This window comes from uncultured Psychrobacter sp., from assembly GCF_947488565.1.
In the GTDB taxonomy this organism is placed as follows: Bacteria; Pseudomonadota; Gammaproteobacteria; order Pseudomonadales; family Moraxellaceae; genus Psychrobacter; species Psychrobacter saeujeotis.
The window spans coordinates 134,479-155,835 of sequence record NZ_CANKZC010000005.1; the positions used below are offsets into that span (position 1 = coordinate 134,479).

Consider the following 21,357-nt stretch of genomic DNA (forward strand, 5'->3'; position numbering starts at 1 on the left):
TATAAAAAGCGTAGCGTTTTATGATATTAATCTACTACCAGTCATGCAACAGCTGGTCAAAAAGATTATCTGGCTGATTTTAATAAAATAGGCATCAATATGGACGCCTAAACATATTTTTCATATAGTAACACTGAACGAATATCCAAAAAAATTGTATAATAATAGTTTTTAAACACATAAAACTTAATAATGATATTAGGAATATAGCTATAAATATGAATATAGCCAGCCACGACATGCTAGAGAGATCTATGCAAGAGACGCCTGCGAATGCTCTTATAAGATTGATATATATTAGTGGCGTAAATACCGCTGATAGCTCTGTGTTTAAGCATATACAAGGTCATTCAGAATCTTTTAATAAAGATAATAATATCGTGGGCTTTTTGTGCAATAACAACAAGAGCTTTTTGCAATGTTTAGAAGGCACGAAGGACGTTATCTCTGCGCTTATGCAAAGGATCTTTAAAGATATTCATCATAAAGATGTGGATGTAGTTTTTGTCAAAAAGGTGAGCGATTATAGCTTTAGCGATTGGCGTATGCATAGTCTGAATCTAAATGATGGTAACTGGGAAAAATTCTCAAATCATACTCAGTTAAGTAATATCTCCCCCTTCAAACCTCAGCATTGGCCCTCTTGGTTTGTTGAGCATTTTATCGAATCTGTAAAAACAATTGATTACTCTACTCTAGATGAAAACTATATTACCTTTGATAGTCTAGGGTATTCTGATGTTGAAAAAAAGTTAGCTGATGATAATGTTTTGTTCTACATCTTTCTTAGTTTATTAATTAGCTCTAGCGTGGTGATTTCACTGTTTAGATATAATGTAATTTCTTGATAAGTTCTACTTTTATAAAAGGCAAAAAAACCGCCTAGGTTGCGCGTGACCCAAAGGGCGTAGCGTGGCGGTTATGTTAGGTATAGATTAGTGTTTTTAGGCTGGGTTTTTAACCCTGAGAAACGTTAGAAAATTGTACTGCAATTCTAGTTTTGCAAGGAAAATTCTTTAAATAGAATTTTCATGTAATTTTGCAAAGTCTTAATGCTGGGTTAAAAACCCAGCCTACACATCTGAATTCTTCTTGGAAGTTAATACTAGGTTTGGTCATGTTAGTATTCTTATAGTCATAGCCTAATAAACGCGAATTTAGTTACGACACTTTTTATAAGTTGATGAATCATCATTCCAATCGGCTTTAATACGTACACTCTTATCAGATAAATATTCGTAATTTATCGTGCTTATAGATGGCTCGGCTTCATAATAGAATGCGCCAGTTACGTTTAATTCATTTGAAGATATAGGATCTACTTTGATAACTCTGAATCGCTGAACACCATTTGAAGAGCCTTCATTCTCACTTAAAAATGCTTGCTCGCGGCTTGATTTAGGATACTGACATTCACCCCAAGAACCCTGATATTCTTTAGGAATGATACTGGACTGCTTTGAGTAAACGTAAGAGCCGTTAAAAGATTTTTCAATAGAGGTACAGTTGCTTAAGTTTTTTAGCTGAATTTCATTGGTTGAAAAAGCAACTTCGACTCGGCAACCTAAGTTTGATTGATAGTCTAGATAACCACTCTCTGGTACCGTAAAAATAACAGTGTTATCGTCTTGAATTGACTTAGCTTTGCTAGCGATAATAAGGCTAGAATCTCCAATCATATTAGCAAGAAAAAGCTCGTAGTGTTTAGCGCCCTCATATTCGAAACTGCTTAGATGTACTCGCTTATTTGTACCACTTACATAAGTACCTTCTACTACGGGAGCCGCTATAGCTGTTAAAGGTAATATAAAAAGTAGTACTAAAGATTTTTTGAACATGAGATGACGCCTTTTTAAAATTCATTATTATGGATAGTAGTTGAATAGTTCATGGAACTCACCTCTACGCCTCTGCCTACTTTAGTCATAGCGTTTGTTTGGTTTTATCAATTGTAGCCGATAACGACATAAAAAAGGCAACAAAAAACCGCCAAGGTTGCGCGTTACCCAGAGGGCACTAAGCGTGACGGTTATGTTGGGTACAGATTAGTTGATAATTGTTTTAGTGTCAATGTTTATTAATTTGAAGAACTAGTGAAATATACGTTATCTCTTAAATAGAGCGCGACCCGTAGGCTGTGGCTTTAGCCCAGCATAATAACTTTGTAAAGTCTTGAGCTGGGCTAAAGCCACAGCTTACATCTATTCCACTTCACGATTAAACATATCTTTAAAATCACCTTCGTCAGCATTTATGTGTATTCTTTTATACACTCTCGGTATTTTATCTATAATTTTTTCAGAAAAAATAGTACTGGCTTCTTTGGTAGTGTTCGCATCATAACCAAAGGTAATTTGCCACTCATTACTATCATCGTCAATCACAACCTCTTCAAGCATTAAATTTTGGATATCTTCGTCTTGATATATCTCACTGAAAAATTGGCGAGCGAGCTTTACGGCTTGGGTAACTTCAATCATGTTGTTTGCTCGCATTTTATATTAGTTGTCAAACGGTAAAATTATTTGTGCTTCAGCATCTTTTCGATCTGCTTTGTATTTTTTACCCTGAATAGTCTCAGTATAATTCCCTTCATAATAGTATTTTAAAACAGTTTCTACATGGTAAATCCTTGAAGTTTCATTGCCTGAAATATCAAGTTTAATTTTAATATTTAACACTGCTACAATCATAGAGCCATTTTTAAAGGTTATACCACCATTCTCGACACTGCTTTTGAAGTCTTTGTCGTTCATACTAAAATCAATAATCCTACCTTCCTTTTCGTACATTCCTCGCCACTTGTGCCTACCTTTGACTAAATTAGGTGAAAAGATATAAATTTTTGCGTTGTCGTCGACTTCTTCGAACTCATCTAGGTCTAATATAAAACTATCGAAATCACTTCTTTTGACCTTTTTCTCTGAAGAGATAACTTTATGATTTTCATCATAGGTAGCAAACCCAATAGCATCTATCTTTTTGTATTCAATCAAATTCTCATAAAACACAGATAAGTTTTTTCTTATCTTATGATTTTCGATCATCAAATCATAAGTTATGTCATTTATATCTTTGATCTCATTCCTGATATCTTTTAAGTCTTGATCCTTATTATCGATGTAAGCTAGCTTTTTCTTTAGTAGCTTTATTTCAAGCTGCTTTTTTTTATTATCTAGTTTTTTACTCTCTATATTTAGTCTAGATTCTTCAGATAAAACTGGCTGTTCATTTTGTGTGTGATTGTAAGCAGTATCCAAAATTCTTAAGCTATTAAGTGGCTTTTCTGAAACCACTAATGAATCGTAAATCATTGGCTCCATAGAAGTTGAAGGTTGCCTTTCTTCCTTATTTTTCTCTTTTTTTTCAATTTTAGCTAACTTTTTTTCTAAAGACTTTACCTTCAGTTCTTTTTCTCTAATTTTAAGCTTTTTATATTCAATATCCAAATTAGACTCTAAAGCTAAGGACGGTTTTATCGCCACAACACAAGCTATTGTATTAACTAATAGAGTAAGAATATTGAAGGTGCCTGCGGGTGAAATGATAAACTGATACCACTCTACTAGGCTTCCTTCTGAAAGTGGCAAAGCATTGATCTGTAATTCTTGTTCTAGCTCCAGCTCTTTGCTTGCTTCTTCAAATATAGTTAGAAGCGCCTTATCACATCTATTTTTGACAAATGCATTCATAGAATGACTGTTATGAGTTAAGTAATAATGTGCTTCTAAGAACCTAATGTTTGCTTTTTTTATTATCTTATCGCCTTTGTTAGCAACCATATACATTACTTCTTTAACTGAATTTCAATTAAGTATACCTATATTAAATTTACAGGCAAACCTTTGTTTCTAGATAGGCTTAATATTTTCTTTATTAAACGTCAATAACTGATAATTATAACGATCTGTAGTTTTAGTAGGCTGGATTTTTAACCCCGCATTAAGACTTTGCAGAATTAAAATGCTGGGTTAAAAACCCAGCCTACGCACTTTATTTAAAATATTAGTAAATCATAAGTTGCATTCTTTTATAATTACAACCTATCAAATATAGAGCCTTTATTAGGAGTGAAAAACTTCTCATAAAACTTGGTTGCGTAATCATCAGTCATACCAGCGATAAAGTCACAAATAACTCTTGCTTGAACAGACTCATGATTTTCTACTGGGACGTTTTTTGTTGAGTTTATCCAAATCGCTTTTGTGGATTTTGGTAGAAATCTCTTTGGGTCTTTTGCTAAGACTTGAAATAACTCTATAACTAATTTCTGCCCTTTGAACTCAAGTTGCTGGACATTCTCATCCTTGATGACGACTTCACATACAAGTTTGAAAATATTTTCTCTTAGAGCTTCAACTTCTTTTTCTAGTTTAACCTCAAGACCTAATAATGGATTTTCACAGTCTGAACCGTTTTCAACTATTTCCACATTAGTTATCATAAGGTTAACTAGACGGCCAATGGCATCCTTTCTTTCATAACTTTCATCATCGAAAAGCTTTCTAGTTAGGCAATTGAAGTTAGATTCTTCTTCTACTCTTTCACTATCTAAGTTTTCGACAATATCGAACAAACTAGCGTTATCTTTAAAATGCTCTCGCCATTGCTCTCGACTAATCATTCCTAAAGAAAGTGCATCTTCTAAATCATGTAAGCTATAAGATATGTTATCTGCCAAATTCATAATTGTACAATCTAGAGATTTAAAACGTGTGCCTTGATGCTTGTCTTTTTTAGATTCAAAAGCAGTAAATTTCTTAACGTCTTTTTCATCAAAGCCTTCAAATATAAATTCTACAATGTCTTTATCTATATCGTAATAACACTTAGGAGGCTTTTGTGCGTCCGCTTTGAATAACCAGTAAGGAACATCAGGATTATTTTCATCCTCATAAAAATTATCATTTATTAAGCTACTGTATGAAGCAGGGTACTTCAAAACACCTAACAACATTCGTCTGGTAGGGTTTAGACCATGCTGTTCAGTATATTTATCTAACTTACCGAGAATTCGTAGAGTCTGACCATTACCCTCAAAACCACCATCGTTTCTCATACAGTAGTTAAGTGCAACCTCGCCACCATGACCAAAAGGTGGATGACCGATATCGTGTGCTAAGCAAATTGCTGAAATTAAAGCCATATCAGGCAAATATTCTTGATACATAGAAAAGTTATCTGACTTCTCAAGATACTGAACTATCCCTCGACCAATTTGAGCTACTTCCATAGAGTGAGTTAACCGAGTACGATAAAAGTCACTTTCTCCCAATCCCAACACTTGAGTTTTGGATTGTAGCCGTCTGAAAGCAGCTGAATGTATTAGACGTGCTTCATCTCTATCAAACTGACTTCTAACATCACCTGAACGATATGGCTGATACTTTCTTCTTGCTTCCATTTTCCCTTTAAATATATCATCAATCATTTTTATCGCTTCTTTTGAGTAAGTTTCGTCCAAGGATCGTTTATACCGATTATATCCATCAAACACCCTCCCCATCAACCACCACCCGCTTCTTACCCGTCAAAAGCACCTGCATTAGCGCCTTTTTCTCTTGCTGCAAATCAGCCAATTGCTGCTCAAGTAACTCAATTTCATTATCGGCATTGGTTAACACGGTGGCGATTTTTTGTTGTTCGTTGGGATTTGGAACAGAGAGGTTTAACGATTTAATATCGTTACTGTTTACCGCTTCAAAAGTGCTACCTTGCGAATAGCGTTCCCACTTTGTTTCAAAGGATAGAAGCCATTGGTATAAGAAGTCTTGAGAGTAGTTTTTCTTCACTTTTATGGCAGCAATACCACGTCCAATACAAGCATGATGATTAGATATAGCAACTGTGCCAACTGGCGCTCTGACACTAAATAAAATATCACCAATATGACATTCTTTAGTTATTTGCGAGGTATAAATTCTTGGTGCTGACTTTCTGTTTTTAATGTCTGCATTACCTTGTAGTAAAGGTAAACCGTCACCAACATCATTATATGCTTCAGATTTTGGAGAAGAACCCATTGTAATTTGAGCGACTGCTGACAACTTAACCTCTTCCCACTCACCCTCAAACCGCTTACCCTCATCATCAAGCAACCGTTTCTTACCCGTCAATAACTGCTGCATCAACGCTTTTTTCTGCTGAGTACTATTCTCAATTAAACGCTCAGTGGTGCTAATCGCTTTATCCCAAGTAGAGAGGATTTTGGCAATTTTTTGTTGCTCCGCTAAAGGAGGATATATAGCTTTTAACTTACGTATATCTCCTAAATTTATTCGTGAAAAAGTAGAACCACCTGCAAGCTTAAATATTGTCTTTTGAGTATCAATTGATTGAAGGTTATAAAATAGAAACCTCGGATCACTACCTTTAGGCTTAACTAGAACTGTATCTTGTCCTAGAACAAATGGTTTATCTGAATCGACAAAAGATGCTATACCAACAGATTGGTTTCGACTAAGAACTAAATCGCCGTATTCAACTGTGCAATGATCCATCAGTGATTCATATTCCTCAGTTGTTACCCTTTTTGTGGGGCTTTCAAGATCGATTGCTCCCCATTTAATAGTACCAGGTGAAACCAATGGAATACCGCTTCCAACATATTTTGGAGTCCTGTGTTTACAGTCAATCACATTCGAAACCTCATCAAGAGCCTTTCGCTCCCACCCCTTAGGCACCATAACCCAACTCCTTTAAAAACCCTGCCATCTCAGTCTCTAAATTCTCTAACTCAGCTTTTAACTCAAGACGCTCAGACCGCACCGCATCCAAATCAATCTCTGCCTCTTCCTCAAAGGTATCGACATAACGCGGGATGTTTAAGTTAAAGTCGTTATCGACGATTTCATCAAAGCTCGCTAGATACGCGTATTTATCGACGCTTTCTCGCGCTTTGTAGGTCTCAATGATTTCATTGATATTCTCAGTCGTGAGCTGGTTTTGATTTTTACCGGATTTAAACTCGCGGCTTCCATCGATAAACAGTACTGAGTCATCAACCTTACCACTGACAGGATCGGTTTTATTCTTTTTAAAGATAAGAATAGCCGCTGGAATACCCGTGCCAAAGAACAGCTTTTCAGGCAGACCAATCACCGTATCGAGCAGGTTTTCCTCAATCAGCTGCTGACGGATTTTACCTTCACTGGACGCACGGAACAGCACGCCATGCGGCACCACCACGCCCATGCGACCAGTACTAGGTTTCAGCGTTTCAATCATATGACTGATAAATGCATAGTCGCCCTTGGTCTTGGGCGGTACGCCGCGATGGAAGCGACCATAGGGGTCTTGGCTGGCATCGCCATGACCCCATTTATCCAAGGAGAACGGCGGGTTGGCGGTCACCACATCGAACTGTAATAACTGACCGTCGCTATCCAATAACAGCGGATTACGAATGGTATCGCCCCACTCGATACGGTGGTTGTCCTCACCGTGGAGGAACATATTCATCTTGGCCAGTGCCCACGTCGAGCCGATGGCTTCTTGACCGTATAGCGCGTACTTTTTAGAATTTGAGTTTTGCCGTACCATCGCCCCGCATTTGATGAGTAGCGACCCCGACCCACAGGCCGGATCACAGATTTCATCGCCCTCATTTGGCTCTAATATAGTCGCAAGCAGGCTTGATACCTCAGGCGGCGTATAGAACTCGCCCGCCGTCGCGCCACTACTGGCGGCGAAGTGCTTGATAAGGTACTCGTAAGCATTACCGATCACATCAAGGCTACCGACGCGCTCTACGCTTAGGTTTAAAATGTCTTTGCCAAAATCTTCTAATAAATGGCGCAGTAGCTCGTTTTTTTGCTTGTCTTGACCGAGTTTATCAGTGTTAAAGCTAATATCTTGAAAGACGTTTTTAAGCTTAGTACCGTTGGCTTCTTCGATCGCGTGTAGCGCTTCATCGATACGTTGACCATTACCCGGCTGATGACGCTGCTCATACAAGTCCCAAAAGCTTGCACCCTCAGGCAATACAAAACGCTGCTTGGCCATCATGGCGTGTATTAGCTCAGGATTATCGCCGAACTGCTCAACGAGTTTGTTGTATTCATCTTTATAAACATCGGATAAATACTTTAAAAACAGCATGGTTAAGATAAAGTCTTTATAGGTATCGGCGCTAATGACCCCGCGAAAGGTATCACAGGCGTTCCAGACGGCTTTATTGATATCGTCTTGATTGATTTGGCTAATATTATTGGAGGTGCTGGTGGGCATTTATGATTCCTTAACGCGCTGGAAAATTGCTGGTTGTTATAGTGATGTAATGATAACAGGGTCTAAGAGGGCTGGCAGATGTCATTGGCTCAAAATTGGACTATAGTAAAGTAACTGTCGATAATACTTGCTTAAACACACTAAGGGATGAAACCATGAAAACACTAGGATTATATATGATCGCAGGGCTAGGACTAAGCGCTTGTGCTAGTGGCATCAGTGGTGGGACGACAGCTAATACCAACCCAAGCGACAACCCAAACAATATTGTGACTCAATACCCCGTTGAGACGGCCATGCTCAATATCTACACCAAACAACGTAGTGCAAGATTGGTTGGAACGGTAGACAACCAAAGCGTATCAGCGGATATAGAAGTCACGCCTAAAGGGCGCGTTCTATTCAATAACAAAGCGGTGCAAAGTGCCGAAATAAATACGATCAATAAAGTGAATGACCGGATTACTGCTCAGTCAGTCGCCATCAACTACTTTACCCTAAACCCGTTAGTATTTCATGGCTTTACAGATAGTACGGGCAAATACTCCCTATCCAATCAGACCACCACTATCCCAAAGATGGTGACAGTCGGCGATTCAAGCAAATTTATTACTGAAACCGTCTATGCCGATAGCAGTATGGGTAAAAAAACAGGTAAGTATGAGCAAGACTGGTCACTGACGCAAGAGACCAATAATACAGCATGGCTGTGTATCACTACCTCAGAAAATCTATTGCTGACTACTAGCACTGAAGACGCAGCAGCAGAATGTTATAAAATCAATTCCCAAGGGGATATTTTAGCCAGCAAGGTGGTGCTAAATCAGCCGTCTGCAAATGCGACTAAGACGGTGACACTGGTTAGTCAGTAGTTTAAATAAATACTGACGAGAAAAGTGAGCTGACCTCTACAAGATATCTTGTCTTTAAGTGATGTAGCGTCTTTAGGTGATGTAGCGAGCCAAAGGCACATGATCAGTAGAGCCCTATCTGTTACCTCGCGCAGCTCACAATCGTCCTTTAGTTGAGCTGCGGCGGTACAGAATATGTACCAACGACATGAGCCACCATGTCGCTTGAGCCTTCTGAATACAAAGCGACCTCACCCACTATGAGTGTGCGCCCTACTTTTATCAGCGTACACTTAGCAATAATACGTGCTTGGGCGGAGGGTTTACGCAAAAAGTTGATGGTAAGGCTCGTCGTCACGGTCAACGGGACGATGCCTATTTTGCCCAGTATCGCCACATAGATGGCGACATCAGCGATACTCATTAATACTGGCCCAGAGACCGTGCCACCTGGGCGCAGCTCGTCTATACCAATATCATGGGCTAAAGTCGCACCGCTATCATCTACAGCTTCGATGATACACTTGGTCTGAGGAAACTCCGATGTTATAAACGCGACGATTTCTTCTTTGGTTGCAGACATATATCTTCCTTGAGTTTGGTTGTTATTTCCTTGCCTGTTCTTTATTAAACAGTCCTTTTCTCAATCATCATAACAAATTTTTAAATCCACACCTTTAAATCTCCTCTATCGATACCTTTGCTATTTTTACGCCGCCCCAGGTGACAAGCGCGACGCCAATACCAATTAAAGAGGCGCCCAATAGTAACCCTTCAGGCGGCGCTTCACCTTGCAAAAAGATAGCCACAGGGACACCAACGATCGCCCCTATTGCGCCTAACAAGCTCAGTAAAACGGGTCCGCCTGTTTTTTGTAGTAAAAACAGTAGTAAAAATTGACCAGCAAAAATCAATGCCTGTATAGCGATTAACCAAAGCGACTTAGACTCTGTCAGCGGCACCGCGATTGAAAAGCTGGGCAACATACTGACCATACCCAGCAGTATTGCAGCGGCAATCAGCATACCAGGAGCAAGCGAGCTAGGAGAGGCGTTATTTGGCCAGCGTAAAGTACGGTATAGATTGCCGATAGCGAGCAAAACAGGACCACAAAGTGCCAACAAAATCCAAAACACACTGGCATCTGGGGTAGAGAACTTGCGTGCTGCCAGCACGCCCACACCCAAAAGAGCTGCCACAACACCAACCGCACGAAGCGCGTTAAAGCGCTCTATTCGCAGTACTATGGCACCAAGATAAGTGAGAAGCGGCGGTAGAGCGATAATCAGGGCGACAAAACCTGCACCAACTTGCGGCACGGCTGAAAAAAATATGAGATTGGAACCTGCAACGCTCACCAGCGCTGCCACCAGATAATATTCAAAGCTGCGTTTGTTTAAAGGCGGTAACTCATCTCTTACCAAGGCAATGATGAATAAAATAATTGCCGCCCCTGTGATCGACCAAAACAAAAAAGCCAACGGCGCCAGATTAAGCTCACCCGCGTATTTCGCTAGATTGGTAGACACCCCAATTAATACACCGCCAGCCAACAGGCAGATCAAAGGAACAAACCAGTTAGGCTTGTGGTGCGATATTTTTGGTCGGCTCAATTGATTCATCGCTTATCCTAATCATCTAAAACACAGTTGGTTAATCAGAGTTCGTTATAACTTTACCTGAACCATGACCAAGTAAAAACCAATATCTTCAAGCGCTTACTTATCTATACCAACTGCTCTATCTTCTTTAAAAATGAATCAAACAGATAAAGCTCATGGTCATATGACCTAACTATTATCCAATTGTATGATCGAGTCGTTTTTATAGTAATTTTTCAATACAAGCGTTACTACTGCTGATACAGAGGTTTAAAAGAGGCGGTTTATCTCTTGCGTTACTTTGAATAATCGTCACAAATATTGTTGACAATTGAATTATTGATAAACTATAGTTTGCATTTTTGACATTATCGTGTATATTCGTCTTTATGAATATACACGATAAAAAAGGATGTATGGCAATGGAAAAAAAGGTACATGACATCTCACTTACTGATCATGAAATATCTTTGATACATACTTCATTAAGTAATCTTCAACGAGATTTGATAAACCGCTTTAAGTCTCTTAAAGAAGTGACAGAAGACGGAGAAGAGGTTTGGATTGGTGATTATGACAGAATGCAGCTAGATGTCATCGATATGTTACAGAAAAAACTCTCAGAGATTTAAAGTAACTCTAAATACCACTATATCGCTGTAGCCTTGCTTTAAAAAACCTTATCAACCATCACTCCTTGATTGGTCAATAAAGATATAAGAGGCCTAAAACCCTGCCTCTTCTTGTGTTAGTGGACTGATCTTAATAGGTACTGCAAATAACCATGCCATACCCGCTGTACAATAAAAACCATTATCATCAAAAGAAACAATGCGAGCAGTAAAGTCATTATCGACTTGGTCCGACATGGCCTCTTCGTCACTGTTATCACTTACTGCGCACCATATCTGCGTGTCACCACGGCTCAACATTGCCCGTGTCAGTTCACTACCCATCAATTCTTGATACATTCTAACTCCTCCTAAATTAATTTATTATTATCAAACCTTAAAAAACCTTGTAGTTTAATATTTTTATAAACAAGGAAATTTAAGCACATCTAAAAACACCTTATCCTGAGATTTTTGACAAAACAGGGTTGTAGATGTATGGAGGGTGAATGTTATAAGTAATTGTTTTTTTTATCTATTTATAATTGTATAAAAGGTCTTTTCTATGGTCTGAACGGTTGTTCGCTAAAGCAGTTGAGTAACTTAAAGAAGTATGTCTCAAAATCCTATTTCGTTTTGACTTAGCTCAACTCTACGAACAGGCACCGCATGCATCCATGATTCTCCTTTGCTACAAATAAAGCGATCGTCTTTATAAGTAACGATAGGATAGATGCCGCTATAGTCATCTTTATGAATAGCAGTCAAAGCTTGTTCATCACTATCGTTACTGACTGCACACCATATCTGCTTATCACCGCGACGCAACATTGCACGGGCCAAATCACTACCTATCAGATTATTATTCATCTATATCTCCTTATTAGTAGACAATCGTCGTTATCTTTGAGCATACGCTTTATAGTGCCGATTTATGTTTATAGAATGTTCATTTTTGTGTTTTAATTTTTCAACTATTTGTATACTATCTGTACAAAAACAAGTAAATAACCAAAAATTATAGTCATGTAAAAATAGCTACGTAAAAAAAGTTACCGCTAATAGATAAATAGGACATATCGATAGCGGACTTAACTTATATTTGCCTTATCCATTGATATTATCTGCGCATGTTATTTACGTATAAACCCATCCTTGACGTTAACCTGCTCTTTCGAGTGACGCTCTTCCCAATACAGAGCATTTTTGATACCTAGTTTGTGAGGATCAAACGTATAGCGAGTTACCCCTGCTTTGCGCTGGGTCTCATAGTCTTTAAGCGCCTTAAACGCAGGACGTGCTATAAAAAAGATCAATAAAATACCAACGATATTCAACCATGCAATCAGACCAACACCGATATCACCAACCGCCCAAATATAGCCGGCCGAATTAAGCCCACCATAAGCAATCATCGACATCGTCAATACTTTAACCAAAAACAACGCCATTCTATTGACCCTAGGACTAATAGAGCGCGTCAAGTAGGCGACATTCACTTCAGCAATATAATAATTGGCTAGGATAGTAGTAAAGGCAAAAAAGAACACGGCGACAGCAATAAACGTATTGCCAAATGCCCCATAAACTGACTCCATCGCCAGCTGCGTAAAGGCAGGAGAGTTGATTTCAGTGCCCGCCATGACGTTTTGTACAAGGTATTGACCCTCAGGCAACGTTCCTTGAATATTATACGTCCCCATTGTCAAAATCATAAAGGCAGTTGCAGAGCAAACCAACAAGGTATCGATATAGACAGAAAATGATTGTACCAATCCTTGCTGTGCTGGATGATCGACTTCAGCAGCAGCAGCAGCATGAGGGGTCGTACCTTGCCCAGCTTCACTTGAGTAAACGCCGCGTTTGACACCCCAGCCGATAGCAGCGCCCAATCCTGCCTGCGCGGTAAAGGCGTCACTAACGATAAGCCCAAATACTTGCGGGATCAGCTCAAAATTGATAAGCATGATTATCAAAGCTAAGACAATATAACCGGTTGCCATAAACGGTACGACAATCTCGGTAAACGTTGCAATACGCTTGATACCACCAAAGATGATAATCCCAAAAACAACGAGAATAAGCGCTATCGCCCCAAGTCTCATACTACTGACGTCTGTGCCTAAGATATTTAGCGTAGCCCCCTCACCCATCACCTGTGTGACCGCATTGACCACGCCATTTGTTTGAATGCCAGGCAAAAATATACTTAAAGCGGTAATAGCAGCAATTGCAAAAACGATACCATACCAGCGTTGTCCCAGCGCCTTTTCAAAATAATAAGCAGGACCACCGCGATACTCTCCAGTCGTCGCATCTTTTTCTTTATATATCTGCGCTAGTGTCGCCTCGATATAAGCCGTAGTCGCCCCTAAAAACCCAACTACCCACATCCAAAATACAGCGCCTGGTCCACCAAAGCCGATAGCTGCAGCCACGCCTGCTATGTTGCCCATTCCCACACGTCCTGCTAACGATAGGGTCAAGGCCTGAAAGGAAGAGATACCATTGCGACTTGCTTTGCTTTTGAATATCAGACGTATCATTTCTCCAAAGAGACGTACTTGTGCAAACCGTGTCACTACCGAGAAGAAGAGACCGGCTCCTAAACACAAGTAAATTAACGCTGAGCTCCAAATGATGCCGTTTATTGTATTGACGAAATCTTCCATGTATCTGTTCCTAATACTGCTTTGCTTAACAGTGTTGGTTTTAACATTACTATCAGGACAAAGATTAACCGCCTCTTTATCACTAAAATGAACGATGATTATTGTTTTAACGGCTTAGTGCGCTATAAATACCGCTGGTATCCAGATGAAAATAACAGCGTATAATTGAGTCACTGCAATTTGGCATAATTTTTAAAATATTACTAGACAGTTTTTTCATCGGTTTTGTTTGGATTAGCATATATTTGAGTGTGATGTCATAAAAATGTGCATGACGATAGTATGCTTTACCATTAAAATACTCCATTCGCTACTGTCTAACACAACAAGCCTACTGCCTTAACCGTTTGCTAACCACACCAATATTTAGAGTAAGTTATACTAAGCACCTCACTCAACTCGACAACGCATTCAGAAAAACAACAACGGATCGCCCTATGATATTGGATATCTTACTCGTTATTCATTTTATACTACTGCTAATCATCTCTTTACGAGTACTTTCGCGTCCTGAATTAACCTCATCAGCCAGACTGGCTTGGTTGGTTGTCTTATTTGTACTGCCCTATATCGGGGTAGCTGTCTACTGGATGTTCGGTGAGGTTCACTTAGGCAATGGCTTTGCACAGCGCTATGAGAAAACCATCAAAGAAATACATCACAACAATCCTGAAGTACTCGGTAGTGAGGCGGCGCTCATAGAAGGCGTCAAACCAGAGTACCGAGCTGCCTTTGCCTATTCAGCCAATATAACTGGCTTTCATACCACCTTAGGCAATCGCGCTGAGCTGATGAAGAATGCAGCCGATACACGTCAGCGTATGATTGCAGATTTTGATGCAGCAACCGATCATATTCATGTCCTGTATTATATTTGGCTCATTGACGGAATGGGAATGGATACCGCCCAAGCACTGATACGTGCTGCTAAACGAGGGGTTACTTGCCGGGCAATGGTCGATGGAATGGGTTCACGCAAAATGGTTGGCTCCAAAATATGGCAAGAAATGAAGGACGCTGGCGTACAAATCAGCGTTGCTTTGCCAATTAGCAATCCAATAAAGGTGCTACTATTTAGCCGTATTGATTTGCGCAATCACCGCAAAATCACCGTCATCGATGGTCAGATCGGCTACTCAGGAAGTCGCAACTGTGCAGATCCTGAGTTTCGAGTAAAGCCAAAATTTGCGCCGTGGGTGGATATTATGCTGCGGGTTGAAGGGCCAGTGGTTGCACAAAATCAAATGCTTTTCGCCAGTGATTGGTTGATTGAAAATCCAGAGACACCTTTGGATAGCTTTCCTTATTACACCAGCCATGCTGCTGATACTCAAGCCCATATAAAACAAGAAGGTTTTGCCGCCCAAGTCTTTGCAGATGGTCCCACTCAGCGTCATGGATCAACGCCGCAGTTTTTGGGCGCTCTTATTAGCCAAGCTCAGCATACCTTGATCATCTCAACCCCTTATTTTGTCCCCGATTATTCGCTGGTCAGTATCTTATGCGCGACGGCCTCTCGCGGGGTAGACGTCACGATGATTTTCCCAAAACACAATGATTCATTGGTAGTAGCAGCGACCAGTCGCAGTTATTATTGGCAATTACTACAGGCAGGGGTAAAAATCTATGAATATAAGCCAGGTTTGCTCCACGCTAAGACATTGACCGTTGATGGTGAAATCAGCTTAATTGGTTCGACCAACTTAGACTTGCGTAGCTTTGATCTAAATTATGAAAACAACATTGTATTTAGTAATAAAGCGCTGACTGCAGGTATTATCGAGCGCCAATACCAGTATATCACTGACTCGGATAAAGTAACGCTAGCACAAGTCAATGACTGGCCGCTACCTTATCGAATTTGGAATAATATCGTCGCCACCATGGGACCTATATTATAAAGCGACTAATCTCACGATAAAGTTGTGCGTTTTTTTAAGGCATACACCACAAATTTTGCTTCGGTTATAAAGGGTGTAGTTTCAGCACTGGCCAATAATATTTGACGACTCTCAGTACGAGCACGGTAAGCATAAGGCGTCATGGTTAACAGATCGGTTAGCGCCTCTACTGGTAAGCTTAATGAAACGCTAATATTGTGCGTGTCTATTAGCTCAAAATAAGGCGCCAAAGCTGGCAAAAACTTATCGGAGTCATGCTCACGTACGCTATCAAACAAGGCTTCACGCATACTCGCCAAGTGCCCGGCATCTGGCTTGGCAATCAATAAATACCCCTCATCTTGCAGCACTGCTGCAAAGGCTTCTGGCAATATTGGACTAAATATACTACTAATACCTGTCATGCTATAAGGACGTAGCGGTAGGTGCGCGGCACTGGTCACTACTGGATAAATAGCTGCCTTCTTCGTGTCAGTCTGCTTAGTATCAGCGCCTTGTTGATACCAAAGACTGTTTGCCGCTTTACTGACTTTGGCCAAGCTGGCGAGCGCAGGCTTACTGATGTCGGCAGCGATTAAAGCGTCCAGTCCAGTTTGCGCCATTGCTTGCGTGTAATAGCCTTCCCCGCAACCGATATCTAGCCAGCGTATAGGCTGTGCATCCTCCTCAATTGCTGCTCTGTTTACTGCCAATAACTGGGTCATTTTCTGACAGACAAGCGTTTGCAGAGGCTGATAGTAACCTGCGTCCAAAAACCGCTTGCGGGCATCAATAGATTGCTGACTATCCCCTGGTGCTTTGGATTTTTTTTGTTGGACTGGCAATAGGTTGACATAGCCTTGCCGTGCTACATCAAACGGATGCGAGGTTTGTTTAGGATGCAGGCTACCATCACAGCGCCATGTATCTTTAGCAGGCTGCATAGGTGAGTGGCAAATAGGACAAGTAAATAAAGACACAGGCAACTCAAGATCAGACATAGTTGATGAGCATATTAGCAAAATTTATGGACAACGGATGACATTAACCCTCATTAAATAATAAAAAAGCCATCTCAACAGATTAAAGATGGCTTTTTATTGGACAATTTAAGACGCTAGGCTAGCGTAGCTTGAGCGTCATTAAACCTAATACCACTAACACAATGGCGATAATCCAAAAACGGGCAACCACTTGGGTCTCTTTCCAACCGATCTCCTCAAAGTGGTGATGCAATGGCGCCATACGAAAAACGCGCTTTTTACGAAGTTTATATGAGCCTACTTGAATCATGACTGACATTGCTTCGGCGACGAATAGACCGCCCATAATAGCAAAAGCAATCTCTTGCCGCGTCATGACTGCAATCGTACCTAGCATTGCGCCAAGCGCTAGCGCACCTACATCACCCATAAAGACTTGTGCTGGATGGGCGTTAAACCATAAGAATCCAAGACCGGCGCCAATCATCGCACCGCAAACGATAATAACTTCTGAGTTATAGGCTATATAGGGAACATGCAAATACTCAGAGAATCTAACATCACCTGACACATATGCCATCGCACCCAGACCTGCTGCGACAAGCACGATGGGCAAAATAGCCAAGCCATCTAAGCCATCCGTTAAGTTGACTGCGTTAGAGGCACCATTAATGACAAAGTAGGTAAAAACAATAAAACCGATACCAAATGGAACTGCCGAAAATGGAATCGTTAAGTTTTTAAAGATGGGAATCAGCAGATCCTGCATCTCACGTGTCGTTGCCATATCAGGCTGTAGCGTAGCTATATAGTAAAGGGAAGCCCCGACAAATAATGCACCAACAGACAACCAAAAATACTTTTTGCGGGCAATGAGACCTTGAGGGTTTTTATATTTAATTTTTAGCCAATCATCTGCCCAGCCAACCGCGCCAAAGATAATCATTACAATCAGCAATATCCAAATGTAAGGATTACTCAGCCTTGCCCATAGCAGTGTGGCGACCCCAATGGAGGTCAGAATCAAAACGCCGCCCATCGTGGGCGTTCCAGTCTTGATTAGATGCGACTGAGGACCATCATCACGAACCGCCTGCCCATACTTAAGTGAGCGTAGATGACGGATGACCCGTCCGCCAAAAAACAAGCTAAAACTAAGCGCAGTAATGACCGCAAGTAACGCTCGTAGTGTCAACGAAGAAACCGCAAAAAACGGTGTGTAATACTGACCAAGCCATTCAAACAACCAAACTAACACCGTCTACTCCTCAACTAGCGCATCAATAAGTGTTTCCATTTGCATGGAACGAGAACCCTTGAACAACACGGTACAAGGCTTGGCTTGCTGCGCTTGCAAAAACGTCTGCAAGTATTGTAGTAGACTTTCTTTGTCATCAAAGGCATGAGCACTGATCGCACTCACCTCATTTGCACCGGCAACGCTATAGGCTGCATATTCGCCCACACAGAGCAGTACATCGATACCCGTGGCACCAATAGTCCGTCCAAGGCTTTGATGCTCACTGACAGCGGCATCACCTAGCTCTCCAATATCACCCAATACCATGACTTGCGTACCTGTTTGGGCTGCCAATACTTTTGCGGCAGCACGTACTGAATGAGGGTTGGCGTTATAAGTATCGTCGATGAGCCGATGCATACCTAATAGCTGACTGTTTAAACGCCCCTTAGCAGGTCGGGCATTTTCTAAACCGATGACGATATCGCTGACATCGATATTTAGCGCATGAGCACAAGCAGCAGCCGCCAGAGCATTATTCACATTATGCTCGCCTGCCAAAGGCAAATTGATATCATGGACCTGATCGCCCACATGTAGCTTAAACTCACTGCGCTCAGGCTCTACGTCTAAGTGGCTGGCACTGACATCAGTATTGCCAAAACCAATCACGTGTGAGGTATGCTTTTCAGCGATGCGGCGCAGTTGGTTGGTAAAATCATCTTTATCAGGGACAATAGCAAATTGAGCGTCCGTTAACGTGTGATAGATTTCAGCTTTAGTCTGACATATGCCTTCACGACTACCAAATTCGCCTAAATGCGCTGTACCGATATTTAATATACAGGCAACATCAGGGCGGACAATCTCAGTCGTATAAGCAATTTCACCAATATGGTTGGCGCCCAGCTCTAATATGGCATAACGATGATGATCAGACAGCTCAAGCAGCATCATCGGAACCCCCAAATCGTTATTGAGGTTGCCGCGAGTAATAAGCGTCGGTGCCAAGCGGCCAAAGATACTCCCGAGCATCTCTTTACAAGTTGTCTTACCACTAGAGCCCGTAATGGCGATGACCGTCAAGTTTTGATGCTGCTGACGACGATAAGCGGCTAGATGCCCCAAAGCCAAACGGGTATCGCTTACCACCAACTGCGGAATACTTGTAGAAATCGGACGTGATACGATCGCTGCGACCGCGCCTTGAGCAGCAGCGACATTGATATAGTCATGTCCATCAAAATTATCGCCACTGAGTGCTAAAAATATATCACCTGCCTTGATGGTGCGCGTGTCGGTTGTGATACGATTGCTTGTAACGCCAATCTCTGTGTCTGATTGGTCTTGTTGCCAGTGACTGCTAAGCGCCTCTGTAGCCGCCAGCAAGTTGTCTGCTTGCCAGACATAAAGTCCTTGCGACTGAATGGTATTGTTGTTGCCAGCTGTCATAATAATTGCCCTATATGGTGACTACGGTATTTCGTTATTTTTGTTTGACTTGGCTTGATGGTTATATTTGGTTATGCATAAAACTCTGAATTTATATGCGTCCCGCTTGTTGTAGCGCCTGCTGCAAAACAACGCTGTCATCAAAATCATGACGGACACCTCTGATCTCTTGGTAGGTCTCATGACCTTTGCCCGCAATAACCACAATGTCATTGGCGCTGGCGTGACTTACTGCATACTCAATCGCTCGTTGGCGGGCAGGCTCGATATGCGTACGCTGATACTGCTCTTCATTCATGCCAGCCTGCATATCTTGCAAAATGACGTTGGGATCTTCAGTGCGCGGATTGTCGGCAGTTAATATTACTTGATCAGCACCAGACAACCCCGCCTGTGCCATCAATGGACGTTTACCTGCATCGCGGTCGCCGCCACAACCAAACACCGCCCATAGCTGACCTTGGCAATGCGTTCTTAAGCTATCTAGCACTTGTGTCAACGCATCGGGAGTATGCGCGTAATCCACGATAAAGCACCCATCGGTCGATGGTACACGCTGCATACGTCCAACTGCACCTTGTAACTGTGGTACCAAGCTTGCAATGCGCTCAAGACTGATGCCCAACGCTACCGCTGCTGCAATTGCCGCCAGCAGATTGGCCACATTAAAACGCCCCAACAAAGGACTAATAATATTGACATTATTCACATCATTACCTTGACTGCCCTCTAATACACTTCGTAAAGCGATTTTTACCCCTTGTAGACTAGGCTCAATCTTAGTAGCGACAAAAGTAGCAACCTCTGACGCATTATCCGCATGCAAACTATATGTCCATACGGTGAGATTACTGGCTTTGGCCGTATCCATCATTACGGTCGCATGCTCATCATCGATATTAATAATAGCGTGCGTCAAGGTTGGAAAATGGGCTTTATCAAATAGCTTGGCTTTTGCAGCGACATACTCTGCCATATCGGCGTGATAATCCAGATGGTCTCGGCTTAGATTGGTATAAATAGCGACTTTTATGGGTACACCTTGCAACCGCTGTTGATCCAATCCATGCGAGCTTGCCTCAAGTGCTAATAAGTCAACGTTTTGCTCACCCATTTGATACAAAAACTGCTGCACTGCTAACGCATCACCCGTGGTATGGCGCGCTTGTAACAATGCATCAAGCTTACCATTACCTGCTGTGCCCATGACCGCACTATCGTGACCAGCCAGCTGTGCCAATTGTGCAACAAGTTGACTGATCGTGGTTTTACCATTGGTACCAGTGACCGCGACGACTGTTGGCAATGTGATTGGCTGCTGATATTGCAAACGTGCTTGTATCAAGCTTCCTAAAAAATGGCGAATGTTAGGTACGTACAAGATAGGGCAAGGTAGTATAGCGGTATTATCAAACAGTGCTGATGGATTGATCTCTGAAAAAATAAGAGCTGCCCGTTTGCCAGCTTGTGATAGATAATCACGAATCTTTTGCGGGTCTTGACCTTGCTGCGTCTGACTCTTTAATAGTATAAACGCATCATTGTCAGCGACATGACGGCTATCTAAACGTAATTTATTAAAAGCAATATTTGCTATAACTTCTGGATTTTTAGCACTGTGCACCATCTGTGATAATTGCTGCCCCAACGCCTCACTACTACTCTCTATAAGTTGTTGCAACGTAACAGCATTATGGGCTGATGGGGTCATGGGCAAATCCTAAACGATTGAGAAAATGAAAAATTAAGACGTAACATACATAAGTCATGCGTTAAAACCGCAGGTGACCTTTATGACAGGTACCCTTTATAAATCACCAAAAAGACACCTGTTTGCT

At 41.4% G+C, this 21,357-nt stretch carries 19 protein-coding genes; 4 read left to right on the forward strand and 15 right to left on the reverse strand.

Features of this window, described 5'->3' with window-relative positions; genetic code table 11:
* Positions 1 to 254 precede the first annotated feature (254 nt).
* Positions 255 to 848 carry a BLUF domain-containing protein gene (locus Q0890_RS11800; RefSeq protein ID WP_299221165.1) on the forward strand — a complete coding sequence of 198 codons (594 nt, stop codon included), beginning with the start codon at positions 255 to 257 and terminating at the stop codon, positions 846 to 848.
* 309 nt (positions 849 to 1,157) lie between these two features.
* On the opposite strand, the gene Q0890_RS11805 is transcribed toward Q0890_RS11800, so the two are convergent.
* The 6 genes from Q0890_RS11805 to Q0890_RS11830 all read right to left on the reverse strand — a co-directional run bounded on the left by Q0890_RS11805 (position 1,158) and on the right by Q0890_RS11830 (position 8,229).
* Positions 1,158 to 1,838, reverse strand: coding sequence for a hypothetical protein (locus Q0890_RS11805; RefSeq protein ID WP_299221168.1), 681 nt, complete (start codon positions 1,836 to 1,838; stop codon positions 1,158 to 1,160).
* Between the two features lie 363 nt (positions 1,839 to 2,201).
* The gene (locus tag Q0890_RS11810) at positions 2,202 to 2,480 is read right to left on the reverse strand and encodes a hypothetical protein (protein ID WP_299221171.1); all 279 of its coding nucleotides are present in this window, start codon (positions 2,478 to 2,480) and stop codon (positions 2,202 to 2,204) included.
* 21 nt (positions 2,481 to 2,501) lie between these two features.
* Entirely contained in the window at positions 2,502 to 3,782 is a 1,281-nt protein-coding gene (locus tag Q0890_RS11815) for a hypothetical protein (protein WP_299221174.1), read from the reverse strand.
* 254 nt (positions 3,783 to 4,036) lie between these two features.
* A complete protein-coding gene (locus Q0890_RS11820; protein WP_299221176.1) occupies positions 4,037 to 5,431 on the reverse strand; it encodes an anti-phage deoxyguanosine triphosphatase in 1,395 nt (464 codons plus the stop codon).
* 58 nt (positions 5,432 to 5,489) lie between these two features.
* The gene (locus Q0890_RS11825) at positions 5,490 to 6,686 is read right to left on the reverse strand and encodes a restriction endonuclease subunit S (RefSeq protein ID WP_299221179.1); all 1,197 of its coding nucleotides are present in this window, start codon (positions 6,684 to 6,686) and stop codon (positions 5,490 to 5,492) included.
* Positions 6,676 to 8,229, reverse strand: coding sequence for a type I restriction-modification system subunit M (locus Q0890_RS11830; protein ID WP_299221182.1), 1,554 nt, complete (start codon positions 8,227 to 8,229; stop codon positions 6,676 to 6,678). The genes Q0890_RS11825 and Q0890_RS11830 overlap by 11 nt, the downstream gene beginning before the upstream one ends.
* A gap of 155 nt (positions 8,230 to 8,384) precedes the next feature.
* Here Q0890_RS11830 and Q0890_RS11835 point away from each other — a divergent pair, with 155 nt between their 5' ends.
* On the forward strand, positions 8,385 to 9,101 hold the full coding sequence (locus Q0890_RS11835) for a hypothetical protein (protein ID WP_299221185.1): 717 nt from the start codon (positions 8,385 to 8,387) through the stop codon (positions 9,099 to 9,101).
* A gap of 148 nt (positions 9,102 to 9,249) precedes the next feature.
* Here Q0890_RS11835 and Q0890_RS11840 read toward each other — a convergent pair whose 3' ends face one another.
* Both Q0890_RS11840 and Q0890_RS11845 read right to left on the reverse strand, forming a co-directional pair.
* Positions 9,250 to 9,663 carry a PaaI family thioesterase gene (locus tag Q0890_RS11840; RefSeq protein ID WP_299221188.1) on the reverse strand — a complete coding sequence of 138 codons (414 nt, stop codon included), beginning with the start codon at positions 9,661 to 9,663 and terminating at the stop codon, positions 9,250 to 9,252.
* A gap of 94 nt (positions 9,664 to 9,757) precedes the next feature.
* The gene (locus Q0890_RS11845; protein WP_299221191.1) at positions 9,758 to 10,702 is read right to left on the reverse strand and encodes a DMT family transporter; all 945 of its coding nucleotides are present in this window, start codon (positions 10,700 to 10,702) and stop codon (positions 9,758 to 9,760) included.
* Positions 10,703 to 11,097: 395 nt separating this feature from the next.
* Between Q0890_RS11845 and Q0890_RS11850 the strand changes: the two genes are divergently transcribed.
* Positions 11,098 to 11,313, forward strand: a complete 216-nt coding sequence (locus Q0890_RS11850; protein WP_299221194.1) for a hypothetical protein — start codon at positions 11,098 to 11,100, stop codon at positions 11,311 to 11,313.
* Positions 11,314 to 11,406: 93 nt separating this feature from the next.
* On the opposite strand, the gene Q0890_RS11855 is transcribed toward Q0890_RS11850, so the two are convergent.
* From Q0890_RS11855 to Q0890_RS11865, 3 genes are all read right to left on the reverse strand, one after another.
* On the reverse strand, positions 11,407 to 11,652 hold the full coding sequence (locus Q0890_RS11855; RefSeq protein WP_299221196.1) for a hypothetical protein: 246 nt from the start codon (positions 11,650 to 11,652) through the stop codon (positions 11,407 to 11,409).
* Between the two features lie 258 nt (positions 11,653 to 11,910).
* Positions 11,911 to 12,162 carry a hypothetical protein gene (locus tag Q0890_RS11860; protein WP_299221198.1) on the reverse strand — a complete coding sequence of 84 codons (252 nt, stop codon included), beginning with the start codon at positions 12,160 to 12,162 and terminating at the stop codon, positions 11,911 to 11,913.
* Positions 12,163 to 12,425: 263 nt separating this feature from the next.
* Positions 12,426 to 13,964, reverse strand: coding sequence for a sodium:alanine symporter family protein (locus tag Q0890_RS11865; RefSeq protein WP_299221201.1), 1,539 nt, complete (start codon positions 13,962 to 13,964; stop codon positions 12,426 to 12,428).
* A gap of 437 nt (positions 13,965 to 14,401) precedes the next feature.
* Between Q0890_RS11865 and cls the strand changes: the two genes are divergently transcribed.
* Positions 14,402 to 15,865, forward strand: coding sequence for a cardiolipin synthase (gene cls, locus Q0890_RS11870; protein ID WP_299221204.1), 1,464 nt, complete (start codon positions 14,402 to 14,404; stop codon positions 15,863 to 15,865).
* An 11-nt stretch (positions 15,866 to 15,876) separates the two neighbouring features.
* On the opposite strand, the gene Q0890_RS11875 is transcribed toward cls, so the two are convergent.
* From Q0890_RS11875 to Q0890_RS11890, 4 genes are all read right to left on the reverse strand, one after another.
* Positions 15,877 to 16,845, reverse strand: coding sequence for a putative RNA methyltransferase (locus Q0890_RS11875; RefSeq protein ID WP_299221207.1), 969 nt, complete (start codon positions 16,843 to 16,845; stop codon positions 15,877 to 15,879).
* Between the two features lie 121 nt (positions 16,846 to 16,966).
* The gene (gene mraY, locus Q0890_RS11880) at positions 16,967 to 18,085 is read right to left on the reverse strand and encodes a phospho-N-acetylmuramoyl-pentapeptide-transferase (RefSeq protein ID WP_299188003.1); all 1,119 of its coding nucleotides are present in this window, start codon (positions 18,083 to 18,085) and stop codon (positions 16,967 to 16,969) included.
* A gap of 3 nt (positions 18,086 to 18,088) precedes the next feature.
* Positions 18,089 to 19,519 (reverse strand): UDP-N-acetylmuramoyl-tripeptide--D-alanyl-D-alanine ligase, encoded by a 1,431-nt coding sequence (murF, locus tag Q0890_RS11885; RefSeq protein ID WP_299221209.1) that lies wholly within the window; start codon positions 19,517 to 19,519, stop codon positions 18,089 to 18,091.
* Between the two features lie 91 nt (positions 19,520 to 19,610).
* Positions 19,611 to 21,230 (reverse strand): UDP-N-acetylmuramoyl-L-alanyl-D-glutamate--2,6-diaminopimelate ligase, encoded by a 1,620-nt coding sequence (locus Q0890_RS11890; RefSeq protein ID WP_299221212.1) that lies wholly within the window; start codon positions 21,228 to 21,230, stop codon positions 19,611 to 19,613.
* Positions 21,231 to 21,357: the final 127 nt, after the last annotated feature.